The sequence below is a fragment of the Frigoribacterium sp. NPDC087798 genome, assembly GCF_044742985.1.
Taxonomy (GTDB): Bacteria; Actinomycetota; Actinomycetes; order Actinomycetales; family Microbacteriaceae; genus Frigoribacterium.
This window is the reverse complement of the sequence record NZ_JBIUVP010000008.1, coordinates 17474-31924: the sequence shown is the minus strand read 5'-3', so window position 1 is coordinate 31924 and position 14451 is coordinate 17474. Positions and strand designations below refer to the sequence as shown.

Annotated in this window: 10 protein-coding genes; 2 read left to right on the top strand and 8 right to left on the bottom strand. The window is 73.4% G+C overall.

Translation table 11 applies throughout. The annotated features are described in order from the left end of the window. The first annotated feature begins 202 nt into the window (after positions 1-202). Positions 203-2398, top strand: coding sequence for a DEAD/DEAH box helicase (locus ACIOSR_RS15230; protein ID WP_402753087.1), 2196 nt, complete (start codon positions 203-205; stop codon positions 2396-2398). Positions 2399-2611: 213 nt separating this feature from the next. On the opposite strand, the gene ACIOSR_RS15225 is transcribed toward ACIOSR_RS15230, so the two are convergent. The 5 genes from ACIOSR_RS15225 to ACIOSR_RS15205 all read right to left on the bottom strand — a co-directional run bounded on the left by ACIOSR_RS15225 (position 2612) and on the right by ACIOSR_RS15205 (position 9607). Further along, a complete protein-coding gene (locus ACIOSR_RS15225; protein ID WP_402753086.1) occupies positions 2612-3118 on the bottom strand; it encodes a DinB family protein in 507 nt (168 codons plus the stop codon). A gap of 157 nt (positions 3119-3275) precedes the next feature. Beyond that, a complete protein-coding gene (locus tag ACIOSR_RS15220) occupies positions 3276-3776 on the bottom strand; it encodes a MarR family winged helix-turn-helix transcriptional regulator (protein WP_123572037.1) in 501 nt (166 codons plus the stop codon). A 376-nt stretch (positions 3777-4152) separates the two neighbouring features. Then, positions 4153-6597: a GNAT family N-acetyltransferase gene (locus ACIOSR_RS15215; RefSeq protein ID WP_402753085.1), complete on the bottom strand. Its 2445-nt coding sequence runs from the start codon at positions 6595-6597 to the stop codon at positions 4153-4155. Beyond that, positions 6594-8048, bottom strand: a complete 1455-nt coding sequence (locus tag ACIOSR_RS15210; protein ID WP_402753084.1) for a lysine N(6)-hydroxylase/L-ornithine N(5)-oxygenase family protein — start codon at positions 8046-8048, stop codon at positions 6594-6596. Before ACIOSR_RS15210 ends, ACIOSR_RS15215 begins: the two co-directional genes overlap by 4 nt. Further along, positions 8045-9607 (bottom strand): pyridoxal phosphate-dependent decarboxylase family protein, encoded by a 1563-nt coding sequence (locus tag ACIOSR_RS15205; RefSeq protein WP_402753083.1) that lies wholly within the window; start codon positions 9605-9607, stop codon positions 8045-8047. Before ACIOSR_RS15205 ends, ACIOSR_RS15210 begins: the two co-directional genes overlap by 4 nt. Positions 9608-9792: 185 nt before the next feature. Between ACIOSR_RS15205 and ACIOSR_RS15200 the strand changes: the two genes are divergently transcribed. Further along, a complete protein-coding gene (locus ACIOSR_RS15200) occupies positions 9793-10764 on the top strand; it encodes a siderophore-interacting protein (protein WP_402753082.1) in 972 nt (323 codons plus the stop codon). Between the two features lie 175 nt (positions 10765-10939). Here ACIOSR_RS15200 and ACIOSR_RS15195 read toward each other — a convergent pair whose 3' ends face one another. The 3 genes from ACIOSR_RS15195 to ACIOSR_RS15185 form a co-directional block, all read right to left on the bottom strand. Then, a complete protein-coding gene (locus tag ACIOSR_RS15195; protein WP_402753081.1) occupies positions 10940-11608 on the bottom strand; it encodes a hypothetical protein in 669 nt (222 codons plus the stop codon). A gap of 139 nt (positions 11609-11747) precedes the next feature. After that, positions 11748-13514 (bottom strand): alpha-glucosidase, encoded by a 1767-nt coding sequence (locus ACIOSR_RS15190; RefSeq protein ID WP_402753080.1) that lies wholly within the window; start codon positions 13512-13514, stop codon positions 11748-11750. Between the two features lie 109 nt (positions 13515-13623). Beyond that, positions 13624-14424 carry a FadR/GntR family transcriptional regulator gene (locus ACIOSR_RS15185; protein ID WP_056049431.1) on the bottom strand — a complete coding sequence of 267 codons (801 nt, stop codon included), beginning with the start codon at positions 14422-14424 and terminating at the stop codon, positions 13624-13626. Positions 14425-14451: the final 27 nt, after the last annotated feature.

Genomic DNA, 14451 nt, shown 5'->3' with positions numbered 1-14451 from the left:
ACCGCGCCTGTGGCGCGAGCACATCGGCACCTGGTGGTGCCGATCATGCACAGCTTTGAACAGCACGAGGGTTTGTAAGTCTTGTGGGCCGGATTCCCGTCGAGTCACGACGGGATGAATTCACGATTGTGAACGGTCCTGGTCAATGGCTGCCCGGGTATTTCTTCGCGTCATCTCTGACAAGCCCGGAAAGAACTCCTCCATGTCTCCTTACGACAACTCCCGCCCGCGCACCGACCGCACCGGCGGTGCCCCCAAGGCCGGCTCGAAGAGCCCCAAGCACCGCGGCCACCGCGCCGACGAGGCCGGGGCCCCTGCCCCCAAGAAGCGGTGGGACGCCAGCGAGCGCGCCGACCGCGGACGCCGCGAGTTCGGCACCCGTGACGGTGGCGGCAACCGTGCCCCCGGCGCGGCCCGCTCCGACGACCGCCGCCCCAACTGGGAGCCCCGCGAGAAGCCGGCCGGCGGCAACCGCTTCGGCAACCGCGACTTCGACAGCCGCAACGGCGAGCGTGGCCGCGACGCCGCTCCCCGCTTCGGCCGTGACGGTGGCCGCGAGGCCGCCCGCGGCTACGGCCGTGACGGTGGCCGCGACGCCGCCCGGGGCTCCGACCGTGGACCCCGCTCGTGGGACCGCTCGGACCGCCCGGCACGCGACGACCGCGCCCCCCGCGACGACCGCGGCGCCCGCAGCTACGACCGCAGCGACCGCCCGGCCCGCGACGATCGTGCCCCTCGTTCGTTCGACCGCAGCGATCGCCCGGCTCGCGACGATCGTGCCCCTCGTTCGTACGACCGGAACGACCGCCCGGCGCGCGACGACCGCGCCCCTCGTTCGTTCGACCGCAGCGACCGCCCGGCGCGTGACGACCGCGCCCAGCGTTCGTACGGTGACCGTCCCGAGCGCGGGGGCCGCGCCTCCGGTGGTGTCGACCGTGACGCCCGCCCCGCCCGCAGCTTCGACCGCAGCGACCGCCCGGCTCGCGACGACCGCGCGCCCCGCAGCTTCGACCGCAGCGACCGCCCGGCTCGCGACGACCGCGCGCCCCGCAGCTTCGACCGCAGCGACCGCAGCGATCGCCCGGCACGCGTCGGCGACCGCTCGAGCGACTTCTACCCCAAGCGCGACGCGGCGACCCACTACTCGCCCGAGGACGACGTCAAGCTCGAGAAGCTCAAGGCCGAGGTCGTCACCGCGGCCGACGTCGAGGGCGTGAGCTTCGGCGACCTGGGCCTCGGCGACAACATCGAGCGTCAGCTGGCCTCGATGGGTGCCGCGGCTCCGTTCGCGATCCAGGCCGCGACGATCCCCGACGTGCTCGCCGGTCGTGACGTGCTCGGCCGTGGCCGCACGGGCTCGGGCAAGACGATCGCCTTCGGCGCCCCGCTGGTCGAGAAGCTGATGGAGAACAACGGCGCGAAGAACCGCAAGATGGGCCGCAAGCCCCGCGCGCTGATCCTCGCCCCGACCCGTGAGCTCGCCATGCAGATCGACCGCACCGTGCAGCCCATCGCCCGCTCGGTCGGCCTGTTCACCACGCAGGTCTACGGCGGCGTGCCCCAGCAGCGCCAGGTCGGTGCCCTCAACCGCGGCGTCGACATCGTGATCGGCACCCCCGGCCGCATCGAGGACCTCATCGACCAGGGTCGTCTCGACCTGAGCGAGGTCGTCGTGACCGTGCTCGACGAGGCCGACCACATGTGCGACCTCGGGTTCCTCGAGCCGGTGCAGCGCATCATCCGCGAGACCGCGACGGTCCGCCCCGACGGCGCCCGCGCCCAGAAGCTGCTCTTCAGCGCGACGCTCGACAAGGGCGTGGCGAAGCTCGTCGACGAGTTCCTGGTCGACCCGGCCGTCCACGAGGTCGCCGGCGAGGACCAGGCCAGCGCCACAATCGACCACCGCGTGCTCCTGATCGAGCAGCGCGACAAGACCGCGGTCATCGAGCAGCTCGCCTCGGGCGGCGGCAAGACCCTGGTCTTCGCCCGCACCCGCGCCTTCGCCGAGCAGCTCGCCGACCAGCTCGAGGACGCCGGCATCCGCTCGACGAGCCTGCACGGCGACCTGAACCAGGCCCGCCGCACGCGCAACCTCCAGCTGCTCACGAGCGGCAAGGTCAACGTGCTCGTCGCGACCGACGTCGCCGCCCGCGGCATCCACGTCGACGACATCGAGCTCGTCGTCCAGGCCGACATGCCCGACGAGTACAAGACCTACATGCACCGCTCGGGCCGCACCGGCCGCGCGGGCAAGGAGGGCACCGTCGTCACGCTCATCACGCGTCAGCGCCGCCGTCGCATGGAAGAGCTGCTCGACCGCGCCGAGATCGACGCCGAGATGATCGAGGCCCGCTCCGGCGACCGCCTGATCGACGAGCTCGCGGGAGTGCAGGCGTAGCGAGCCTCCCCCGGGGGCGCACACCGCGCCTCCTGCTCACGGACCCCGTTCCGGACGACGGACCCCGCATCGCGTGGGTGCATCGTTCGGAACGGGGTTCTTCGTCGTGCGGGCCGCGCCTCCTGCGCTCGTCGGACACGAGGACGTCGCCGCGCGGCGAGGGGTCTCAGCGACTTCCGGGGTCTCGGTGCGGGGCGGCCGGCAGTCGGGCGGCTAGCGGCGGTCGAGCAGGCCGCGCACGTAGGAGGCCTGGCCGAGGTGCTGCACGCAGTCGTTCAGGATGCTGACGAGACGGGCGCCGGCCGTGACCGGAGGGTCCCAGGCCTCGTCGACCACGTCGTCGTACGAGGCGCCGTCGAGGTCGTCGAGGTAGCCGCGCGTCCGCAGCGTCACGGCCTCGAGGTAGCCGACCAACAGCTCGGCGTCGACCCGCACCGCAGCCACGTCGGCCGGGGACATGCCGTAGCCCATCTCGGCGGACGAGAACGGCAGCGCGAACGACTCGGCCCAGCCGTCGGCCGTCCAGACCTGTTCCGAGGCGGCGAGGTCGGCGATCTGGACGTCCTGCCCCCGCGCGGTGTGCCAGACGAGCCAGGCGATCGTGTTCGCCTCGTCGTCGGGGCGCCAGGCGAGGTCGTCGACCGAGAGGTCGGCGACCGCCCGCACGGCGATGGCGGGGAGGCGCGAGAAGGCTTCGACGAGGACGTCCGAGGGGGTCATCGACCCACTCTACGACCGGCCGCGCGCGCCCGTGCGGGTCACCAGGACCATCCGGACGACACCGAACCACCGACGTGGCGTCGAACCACCGGAGTGCGTGGTTCGACGCCACATCGGTGGTTCGACCCGGCGGTGGCGGCGGTGGCGGCGTGGTCGCTCAGCCGACGGCGTCGTCGCCGGCCGCCGCGCGCGTCAGCGAGTCGCCGATCGCACGCATCGCCGCCGCGAGGAAGTCGAGGTGGTTCGGGTCGACCGCGTCGCGGAACGCCCGGCGGTAGAAGTCGTGGATCTGGTCGATCGCCTCGCGCCCGGCCGGGGCCAGTTCGAGCAGCACGCTCCGCCGGTCGGAGGGGTGCGGCTGGCGCGAGATGTACCCGCCGCTCTCGAGCCGGTCGACCAGGCTGGTCGTCGCCCCGGTCGACAGCTCGAGGAACTCGGCGGCGCGCTTCGGGGTCGTGTCGTGGTCGGTGGCGATGAAGGTCAGGCAGCGGAGGTCAGTGGTGCCCATGCCGAAGTGGTCGGCGACGACCTTCTGCACGCGCTCGCCCTGTCGCTGCAGCGACGCGTACGCCGAGAGCACGAGGGTCACGTCGAACTGGCCCTCGTCGTCGAGGGGCGGAGGGGAGCCGGCGGGCGGCTGAGGGGAGACGTCGGACATGGTGGGCTCTCTGCTGGCGGGACGGCGACGCGAGGACGGAGCGAAGACGAGGAGGCGCGGCGACGGACGCCACGGAGGCCACGATACCTCGCCGAGTGAGTTGTTCGAGCTTCGAATCACCCGCCCCGTGCAGCGAATGCCCAGCGCTCGGTCGTTGCCTTCCCCTTGTCGGGCGAGTATCTTCAAACCCAAGCAACTCGACGGCGGTATCGTCGCTCGAGCAGCTCGACCCGCCGCCGATGGTTCTCCCCCTGTGATCGGCGGCGGCCCGCACGGCCCGTGGCCCTGCGCGGATCGGGTGGTGGTCGACCGTGAATCGACCGCCACCTCCCAGGGGCGGAGGCGGCCCGACCGCCCCCGCCCCGGGGCGCCGCCCCTACCTCGCGATCGGGTTCGCCAGCGTCCCGGCGAAGATCAGCGACGACGACTGCGCCGCGAGGTCGACCATCTGGCGCGTGTCGCGCAGCTGCAGCCGGTTGAGGCAGGAGTGGTCGAAGCGCGCCGCCCGCAGGTCGACCGACCCCGGCAGGTCGGGGTGCTCGTCGGCGTGCCGTTCGACGCACTCGGCCACGAGCGCCCAGAACCGGGCCGCAGGCAGCACGCCGTCGCCGTCGAGGATGGCGGCCAGGTGTCGGAACACCCCGTCGAACACGTCCGTGAACACCGCCAACGCCTTCTCGCGGTCGTCGACCGGGTGCACGGTCCGCCGCACCGCCTCGGGGACCTCGCGCGGGGCGACGACGACGATCTCCTCGCCGATGTCCTTCATGAACGCGGCCGTCGGCACGCACCCCTCGAGCACGAGGATGACGTTCTCGCCGTGCGGCATGAACGCCAGGTCGTGCGCCCGCAGGCAGTGCACCACCGGTCGGAGGTAGGCGTGCAGGTACGACCGCAGCCAGTCCTCGGCCGACAGCCCCGAGGCCTTCACGAGGGCCGAGGCGAGTGCGTCGCCGGCACCGTCGCGGTGCAGCAGCGCCGCCATCGTGGCGAGCCGCTCACCCGGGCCGACCAGCGGCACCGGGCTCTCGCGCCAGAGCGCGGCGATCATCTTCCGGTGCGGCGACGACGTCGTCGTCCGGTGGTAGGCGTCACCGGTGTAGCCGACGGAGGCGCGCTCCCTCAGGACCCGGAACCGCGCCTCCTGCAGGGTCGCGTCGGTGTGCACGAGGTCGTGCACCCAGTCGTTGATCGCGGGCGTCGGCCTCATGTAGGCCGGCGAGAGGCCGCGGACGAAGCCCATGTTCTGGATCGCCAGCGCCGTCTTGACGTAGTGCCGGTCGGGCCGGCTGCGGTTCGCGAAGGTGCGGATCGACTGCTGCGCCTGGTACGTGTCGTCGCCCTCGCCGAGCAGCACGAGGTCACGCCGGGCGACGTCGGGGGCGAACGAGATCGAGACGCGGTGCTGCCACTGCCACGGGTGCACCGGCAGGTAGTGGAACCCGGCCTGGTCGAGGCCCTTCGCGGCGAGGGTCGCGTCGAACCGGGCGACGGTCCCGGGGCCCAGCTCGGCCTGCCACAGCGTCCTCTCGTCGAGTCCGGCGCCGAGTGCGAGGTGCGTCACCGACCGACGCGCCGCCAACCAGACCAGCCGGACGGGAGCCGCGGCCTCGGGGGAGAAGGCGTGGAACTCGTCGAGTCCGAGGCCGATGCGCCCGGCGTTCGCGACGAAGCCCGGGTGCCCCTCGGTCATCGCCGCCTCGACCGTCTGGAAGTCCGCGGTGGTCAACCGCTCGGCGGTCGGGCCGCCCCGGTGACGTTTGTAGGCGGCGCTCGCCAGGGTCGACGAGACCTCCTCGAGGTAGGTGGCGAGCAGCGACTCGGGGATGCCGAGCAGGTCGTCCAGCTCGACGACCAACGCGAGGGCGTCGAGGGGCTCGGGGCGGTCGTCGATCGTGCGGGTGACCGTCGTGTCGTCGATCGCCCAGTGCTCGAGGGCCAGCCGGCGGGCCGTGAACCGGTAGTCGATCCGGTGGCCGTCGTGGTCGAGGGCGACCCGCCAGGCGCCGTCCCTCGTGGCGTCGGCGTCGTCGTCGTCGACTGCGGGGGCGGTCGCGGCGTCGTCGTCGGCCACCGGGGCGATCAGCCGCTCGTGGGCGAACTCGCTCAGCGCCTTGGTCACCAGGTGCCGATGAGCCCAGTCCACGGGGCCGGGGGCGAGGTGCGCCGCCGCCCGGTCGTGTCGCGTCAGGACCGAGAGCCGAGCCGTCTTGTCGGGCAGCTCGACGTCGCCGAGTGCCCGGAACCCCACCTCGTCGTTCTTCGCCGCGATGCGGTCGTTGGTCACGTCGGGCTCGACGACGATGCGCCTCGCCCGCTCGATCTCGAAGACGAAGTCGACGACGCTCGCCATGACGGCGCTGGTCAGGCCGTGCACCCGCTGCCCGCGCGGGGGAGCGACGAGCAGGTGCATGCCCACGTCTCCGGGCTCGGCGTCGTGCACCTCGGTCAGCAGCACCTCGGCCGGGTCGTAGGTCTCGACGAAGAACGTCGGCTCGCCGTCGACCCGCCCGAGCCAGGCCTGCTGGTGCGGGTCGGCGTCGATCGCGGCCAGGTAGGCGCGCACCTCGTCGGTGCTCAGGCCCGCCATCTGCCAGGCGGCCGATGCCGGGTGCGCCAACCACCGGCGGAGGCAGACGGCGTAGGGGTCCGCGGCGAACAGCTCGATCGTGACGAGACCGCAGGAGGCGCGGCGCGAGAACGCCACGCCCGTCGCCCCCTCGTCGGTGCGGGACGGTGCTGCGGGCGCCGCGGGCGCCGCGGGCGAGGCGGCTGGCGCGAGTTCGGGCGCGAGCGCCTCGGTGTCGTGGGTGGTGCTCATCGGGTGACCCGCGCCTCCTCGGTCGGTGCCGGCGTCGGTGTCGGTGTCGGTGTCGGCCCGTCGGGCCGGCCGAAGGTCTGGAAGGCGATGCGGCGCTCGATCGGGTAGGCCTCGCGGCCGGTGATCGAGGCGATGATGCTCGAGTTGCGCCAGGCGCCGAAACCGAGGTCGGGGGCGGTGAGGCCGTGGGTGTGCTCCTCGGCGTTCTGGACGAACAGCCGTCCCCGGCCCCCGTCGATCGAGTAGTCCCGGGCCACGGCGAGGCGGCCGAGGTCGTCCCGGTCGACGCGGTCGCCGAGGGCGTCGAGGAACGACGGCAGCCGTGCGGCGTAGCCCGTCGCGACGACGAGCGCGTCCGTGCGGCGGGTGGTCGTCGTCGTGCCGAGCTGCGCGTGCCGGACCGTGATCTCGAGCTGCTCGTCGGCGTCGACCCACCGGGCGTCGACCAGCTCGGTCTCGGTCAGCAGGGTCGAGTCGACCGGCCCGTCGACGCTCAGCCGGTAGAGCGTGTCGTACACGTCGTCGACGAGGTCGCCGCTGATGCCCTTGTAGAGGCTGCGCTGTTCGCGGCCGAGGCGGTCGCGGGTCTCGCGCGGCAGCGAGTGGAAGTGGTCGGTGTACTCCGGGCTCGTGAGCTCGAGCGTGAGCTTCGTGTACTCCATCGGGAAGAACCGCGGCGAACGGGTGACCCAGTCGAGCCGGTGCCCCGGTCGGTCGCCGACGCGAGTCGTGTCGAGCAGGTCGCGGTAGATCTCGGCGGCCGACTGCCCGCTGCCGACGATCGTCACCGAGTCGGCGGCGCGCAGGCGGTCGCGGGCCGTCAGGTAGTCGGCGCTGTGCACGACCCGGCCGTGGGCGTCGCCCCGGCCGTGGGTGTCGCCCCGGTCGGCGAGGTGCTGCAGCGGCTCGGGGAGGCGCGGCTCGGTGCCCACCCCCAGCACGACGTGTCGGGCGTGCCAGGTCTCGACGGCCTGGTCGGCAGCACGTCGCGAGGTCACGACGTACGTCCCGTCGGGCTGCTCGTCGACGCTCGTGACGCGTCGACCCCACCGCAGGGTGTCGAGCTGGCCGGCGACCCAGCGGCAGTAGGCGTCGTACTCCGCGCGGAGCGGGGAGAACTCCTCGCGGATGTAGAACGGGTAGAGCCGCCCGGTCGCCTTCAGCCAGTTCAGGAACCCGAAGCGCGAGGTCGGGTCGGCCATGGTCACGAGGTCGGCCAGGAACGGCACCTGGATCGTGGCGCCCTCGATCATCATGCCGGGGTGCCAGGCGAAGCCGTCGTTCTCGTCGAGGAACACCGCGTCGACGTCGTCGAGCGGGTCGGTCAGGGCGGCCAGTCCGAGGTTGAACGGGCCGAGGCCGATGCCGACCAGGTCGTGGAGGCGCGGGGCGTCGCGGGGGGCGTCGCGCGGGGTGGCGGCGGCTGCGGCTGCCGTGGTGGCGGCGGTCATCGGGCGACCTCCGTCCCGGCGGCGACGAGGGCGGGGGCGTCGCTCTCGAGCAGGGCCCACGAGGAGGCGCGGACCAGCTCGAGCACGCTTCTCACGTCGTCGAGACCCGCGTCCGGGTTGAGCAGCGTGAGCTTGAGGCAGGGACGCCCGTCGACCACGGTCTTCGCGACGATCGCCCTGCCGGACTCGAAGAGCACGCGTCGGACGAGGGGGACGAGCCGGTCGGCGGTGGCGTCGTCGACGCCGGACGGCTGCCAGCGGAACAGCGCCGTGCTGAGCTGGGTCTCGGCGAGCAGCACGAACTCGTCGTCGCCCCGCAGCAGGTCGTGGGCGCCGGTCGCGAGGTCGATCACCCGGTCGACCAGCTCGCCGACGCCGTCGGCGCCGAGGGCGCGGAGCGTCGCCCAGAGCTTGAGCGCGTCGAACCGTCGGGTGGTCTGGAGCGATTTCGAGACCTGGTTCGGTTCGGGGTCGGTGAGCGGGTTGAGGTAGTCGGCGTGCCAGGCGACCGGGTCGAGGTCGTGCCCGTCGCGCACGATGAGGGCGCTCGACGACACCGGCTGGAAGAACGTCTTGTGGAAGTCGACCGTGACCGACCGGGCGTGCTCGATGCCGTCGAGCAGGTGCCGACGCGTCGGCGACACGAGCAGGCCACCGCCGTACGCCGCGTCGACGTGCAGCCACACGCCCGTGCGGTCGCAGACCTCGGCGACGGCGGCGAGCGGATCGAGGCAGCCGCGATCGGTCGTGCCGGCGGTCGCGACGACGGCGACCGGCAGGTGTCCGGCCTGCACGAGGGCGTCCAGGGTGACCGCGAGGGCCTCGGGTCGCATCCGACCGGCGTCGTCGGTGGGGACGGTCACGACGGCGTCCTCGCCGAGGCCGAGCAACCGAGCCGACTTCTGCACGCTGAAGTGGCTCTCGGCGGTGGCGACCACGACCATGCGGCCGAGCAGGTCGTGCAGTGCCGTGGCGCGCGGGACGGGTCGGTGGCCGGGGGCGGCGGTGCCTCGCAGCCGCGCCTCCTCGTCCCTCGCGTCGGCGCGGGCGCGCGCCGTGGCGTGCTCGCGGGCGAGCAGCAGGGCGTGCAGGTTCGACTGCGTTCCGCCCGAGGTGAAGACGCCGTCGCGGGTGGCGGGGTCGAAGCCGATGCGCTCGGCGGTCCAGTCGACGAGGCGACGCTCGATCAGGGTGCCGACGGCCGACTGGTCGTAGGTGTCGACGGAGGGGTTGACCGCGGCGAGCACGGCCTCGGCCGCGACCGCCGGGAGGGCGACCGGGCAGTTGAGGTGCGACTGGTAGGCGGGGTCGTGGAACCAGACGGCGTTCGCCGTGAAGAGCTCGTCGACCTCGCGCAGGGCGTCGTCGAGGCCGGTGCCCGGGGCGTCCAGGTCGACGGCGTCGACGAGGTGTTGCAGGTGCGCACGGCTCTCGCCCGAGAAGGGTTGGCGCGTCGTGCGGAAGCGGTCGGCGATCCGGGCGACGGCGGCGCCGGTGAGGCGCTCGTACTCGTCGGCGGTCGCGGTGGTCAGCAGTGCGGACGCGTGGCGTTCGGACACGGGTCTCCTTCGGATCGTGGAGCGGTGGGGCAGGGCGCGGTGTCGCGCGTCGTGCGGGTCGTGCGGATGGTGCGGGTGGTGCTGGTCATGCGGGTCGTGCGGGTGGCTCGACGTCGGTGTGCCCGTCGGAGGCGTGGTCGACGACGTCGGATGCGACCCGCGGTTCGTTAGGTTAGCCTTACCTTATGTCGACCCGCCGTCCGCCCGTCAAGCCCGCCGACCCCCGAGTGCACCGGCTCGAGGTGCTGCGTTCCGAGCGCGTCTCGCCGAGCTTCCAGCGCGTCACCGTCGTCGGCGACGACCTGCACGAGTTCGGCGGCATGGGCTTCGACCAGTGGTTCCGGCTGTTCCTGCCGGTGCCCGGCAGCGACTCGTTGAGGCTGCCTCGGGCGACCACGTCGCTCTGGTACGCGCAGTACCTGGCGATCCCCGAGGCCGAGCGGCCGCACTGCGCGAACTACACGGTGCGCGAGTTCCGGCCGGCGGGTCCGGCGGGTGCGGGTGCGGGGGCGGCCGGCGCGGGTGCCGGTGCGGCCGGTGCGGCCGGTGCGGGCGGGGCCTCGCGCGCCGAGCTCGACATCGACTTCGTGCTGCACCGCGGCGGGTCCGGCGAACTCGAAGGAGGCGCGGCGATCTGGGCCTGCGCCGCCCGCCCCGGCGACGCCCTCGGCCTGCTCGACCAGGGCGTGCTCTTCAACGCCCCCGACGACGCGACCGAGATCCACCTGGTCGCCGACGAGACCGGGTTGCCGGGGACGGAGGGCATCGTGCGGTCGCTGCACCGCGCCTCCGTCGGGTCGGTGATCCAGGAGGTGCCGACCCGGGCCGACGTGCGGCCGCTCGACGCGCCCGACGGCGTCGAGGTGACGTGGGTTGTGCGGGACGAGCTCGACGCCCGGGCGCTCGGCGCCCTGGGGTCCGGCAGCCGGCCGCTCGGCGGCCACGACGACGCTGACGGTCGGGCTGTCGGGGGTGCCGGGGGTGTCGCGCCGGGGGAGTGGGCGCTCGCCGCGCTGCTCTCGCGGTCGGCGGCCGACCCGCGGGCCTACGCCTACGTCGTGGGCGAGTCCGCGCTGGCGACCGGCGGACGGCGGCACCTGCACGCGGCAGGGCTGCCGAAGAACCGCATCACGTTCTCGGGGTACTGGAAGCGCTGAGTCCGGGACCCGTCAGCGAGGTCGCACCACTGTCGCGTCGGGGAACCACCTTCTCGCGTGGTTCGACGACGCGACGGTGGTGCGACGTGGTCTCGGACGAGGGCGCTCGAGGGCGAACCGGTCACGAGGCCGCGGTCACCAGTCGCGGGCACCAGACCGCGGTCACCAGCACCGGTCACCAGGCCGCGGGCAGCGGGTCGCCGGCCGCGGGCGGGTGCTCGACGAGGGCGACGGCGTCGTCGCGGTCGACGTGGCCGGGGAAGTTGTAGCGCGCGAACCGGCCGGTGGGGTCGTGGATCGAGGTCGGCATGGCGACGGAGGTGCGGCGCAGCGCCTCCGCCAACACGGCGGTCGAGGTCGGGTCGAGGGTCGCGTCCTTCCGGTCGCGCAGGATGAACTCGACCCGCGCCTCCTTCGCCGTCAGGCGCAGCACGAGCACGCGGCCGCCGTTGCCGACGGGCGCCGTCGTGAGGACGGCACGATCGACCTGCGTCAGCGGGATCGGCCGGCGGGTGCCGGCCCGCAGCTGCCCGGAGTCGAGGTCGACCCAGGGCTGCGGCGCCAGGGCGTTGCGGATCAGCGTGATCACGGCGACGATCCCGACCGTGACGCCGAGGGCGATCAGCAGGGCGAGGTCCCAGCGGAAGGCCGTCTCGGCGATGCGGAAGAAGAAGTTGACGCCCTGGAACGCCGCGAGGAACGCGAAGGCCGTCGTCGCGCCGACCCACGTCGACCACCAGCGGCGCTCGCCGACGCGCACCCAGCCGTGCGGGAGCTCGGTGGGTGCCGGGTCGGCGGGTGCCGGGTCGTCGGGAGGCGCGGGCGCGTCGTCGGGATCGCTCACCTCGCCGACGCTAGCGCGTCCCGGGGCCCGAGTCGCACCGTCGACTGAACGTCGCACCGCGAACACCGGCGGTGCGACGTTCAGCGGACGGTGCGATGAGAGCCCACGGCGCGGCGCGGGGGAGCCGAGGAGGCGCGGGTCAGCCCTGCAGGACGCGCACCTCCCAGGGCGCGAGCGTCAGCCCGGCCCCATCGGGCACGTTGCCGATCACGACCTGCGGCACGGACCGGCGCCGCAGCGCCGGGTGGAGCGCCGGGTCGAGCTCGTACGCCTCGCCCGACCAGTTCGCCAGCACGAGCAGCTGCTCGTCGCCGAGCGTGCGGGTGAACGCGTAGAGCCGCTCGTCGTCCGGAGCGAGCAGCTCGAACGACCCGAGCGCCACCACGGGCGACTCGTGCCGCAGCGCGATCAACCGCCGGTAGTGCTCGAACACCGAGCGGTCACCCGCCGCACGGTCGGCGTCGACGTTCACGGTGTCGTGGTTCGCGACCACCTCGATCCACGGGGTGCCGGTGCTGAAGCCCGCCGCCGCGCCTCCCGACCACGGCACGGGGGTGCGCGCGTTGTCGCGGCTGCGGAAGCGCAACGCCTCGAGCAGGGTCTCGGGGTCGGCCCCCGCTGCGACCGACTCGTCGAACCAGTTGATCGACTCGATGTCGCGGTACTGCTCGACTGCGGTGAACCCGGCGTTCGTCATGCCGATCTCGTCGCCCTGGTAGACGTACGGCGTGCCCCGGTGCAGGTGCAGCACGGTGGCGAGCAGCGTCGCCGACTCGAACCGGTGGCGGCCGTCGTCGCCGAAGCGCGAGACCGACCGCGGCTGGTCGTGGTTGCCGAGGTAGAGGCTGTTCCAGCCCTGGTCGGCGAGGCCCTCCTGCCACCGCGACAGCGAGCGCTTGAGCGCCACGAGGTCGAACGGGAGGTTGTCGAACTTCGAGGTCGGTCCGTGGTCGAGGCCGACGTGCTCGAACTGGAACACCATGTCGAGCTCGTGCCGGTCGGCGGCCGTGAACAGCCGGGCGTCGTCGACCGTCACCCCCGGCATCTCGCCCACGGTGATCAGCTCGCGGTCGGTGCGGTGGGCGAAGACCTCGCGGTGCATCTCGCGCAGGTGGTCGTGGATCTGCCCGCCCATGACGAAGTGCGAGGCTCCGGGCGCCAGCGACGAGGGCTCCTTCGCGATGTGGTTGATGACGTCCATGCGGAACCCGTCGACGCCCCGGTCGAGCCAGCGGTTCATCATGTCGTAGACGGCCCGGCGCAGGTCGGGGTCCTCCCAGTTGAGGTCGGGCTGCTTCGACGCGAACATGTGCAGGTAGTACTGGCCGGTGGGCTCGTCGAGGGTCCAGGCCGGGCCGCTGAAGGCGCTGCGCCAGGCGGTCGGGTGGGTGCCGGCCCCGGGGGTGCCCGCGGCGTCGGTCCCCTCGCCCGACGGCAGCGGGTCGCGCCAGAGGTACCAGTCGCGCTTCGGGGAGTCGCGCGACGACCGGGCCTCGACGAACCACGGGTGCTCGTCGCTCGTGTGGTTGACGACGAGGTCCATGACCAGCTTCATGCCGAGCGCGTGCACCTCGTCCATCAGGACGTCGAACTCGGCGAGCGTGCCGAACAGCGGGTCGACGTCGTCGTAGTCGCTGATGTCGTACCCGTTGTCGGCCTGGGGCGAGCGGTAGATCGGCGACAGCCAGATCACGTCGACCCCGAGGTCGTGCAGGTGACCGAGCCGCTGCCGGATGCCGCCGAGGTCGCCGACCCCGTCGCCGTTCGAGTCGGCGAAGCTGCGCGGGTAGATCTGGTAGACCGTCGCGGTCGTCCACCAGGCGGGCGGGGTGGTGACGGGCGGGGCGTCGTGCGCCGCGCCTCCGGCGGTCGTGGGGGTGGTGTCGTTCGTCGTCGAGTCGCTCACGGGCCCAGCCTGTCACGGCCGGCCTCGGCCGCGCCGCGGCACCGAGACCCCAGGGGCATCGGGGGCTCAGGAGGCGCGGGGACGGAGGCGGGGAGGCGCGGGTGCGGGGTCAGGGCGCGGCGCGGCCGAGCTCGCGTTCGAGCAGCTCGAGGTCGATCTTGACGTGCTCGCGGGCGATGGCCGCGGCGTCCGCCGCACGCCCGTCGCAGATCGCGGCGACGAGCGCCTCGTGGTCGGCGAGGGCGCGCAGCTCCATCTCGCGCATGCCGTCCGGCCCGCCCCAGAGGTGCGCCGGCGCCGAGATGCTCACGCGGGCCTCGAGGTCGAACAGCACCCCGCGCAGCGTGGCGTTGCCGGCGGCCTCGGCGATCGCGACGTGCAGGGCCTCGTCGGCCTTCTGCGACGCGAGGCCCGACGCGGCGCCGCGGTAGCCCTCGAGCCGGTCGTGCAGCCGGTCGACGTCGTCCGGGGTGCGGTTCTCGGCCGCGGCCTCGGCGACGACGCCGTGCAGTCGGCTGATCGCCTCGCTCGTGTCGCGCAGGTCGGACCAGCGCGCGGCGAGCGTGCGGCGCACGACGTCGGTGCCCGAACCCGGTGCCGGCGCCTGGACGAACGAGCCGCCGCCGCGCCCGCGTTGCGTCACGATCAACCCCTGCTCGACGAGTCGGGCCAGGGCGGCCCGCACGGTCATGCGGCCGACCCGCAGCGAGGCGGCGAGGTCGCGCTCGGCGGGCAGGCGCGAGCCGGGCAGGTACTCGCCGATCGTGATGGCCGTGACGAGGCGGTCGGTGAGGTCGTCGACCCGGGTCGTGGGGGCGAGAGGGGCTCCGAGGGCGCCACCGAGGGCGCCGTCGACCGCGACGTCCGAGCGCGCGCCGCCCGCGCCTCCTCGGCTGTCGTCCTGGCCCATCGCGTCCCCGTCCCTGCTCGACGACCC

Bases quoted from the DNA above. Each gene is read 5' to 3' on its own strand.
- ACIOSR_RS15230 (WP_402753087.1), top strand. From the start codon at position 203: ATGTCTCCTTACGACAACTCCCGCCCGCGCACCGACCGCACCGGCGGT.
- ACIOSR_RS15225 (WP_402753086.1), bottom strand. From the start codon at position 3,118: ATGACCCCCTCGGACGTCCTCGTCGAAGCCTTCTCGCGCCTCCCCGCC.
- ACIOSR_RS15220 (WP_123572037.1), bottom strand. From the start codon at position 3,776: ATGTCCGACGTCTCCCCTCAGCCGCCCGCCGGCTCCCCTCCGCCCCTC.
- ACIOSR_RS15215 (WP_402753085.1), bottom strand. From the start codon at position 6,597: ATGAGCACCACCCACGACACCGAGGCGCTCGCGCCCGAACTCGCGCCA.
- ACIOSR_RS15210 (WP_402753084.1), bottom strand. From the start codon at position 8,048: ATGACCGCCGCCACCACGGCAGCCGCAGCCGCCGCCACCCCGCGCGAC.
- ACIOSR_RS15200 (WP_402753082.1), top strand. From the start codon at position 9,793: ATGTCGACCCGCCGTCCGCCCGTCAAGCCCGCCGACCCCCGAGTGCAC.
- ACIOSR_RS15185 (WP_056049431.1), bottom strand. From the start codon at position 14,424: ATGGGCCAGGACGACAGCCGAGGAGGCGCGGGCGGCGCGCGCTCGGAC.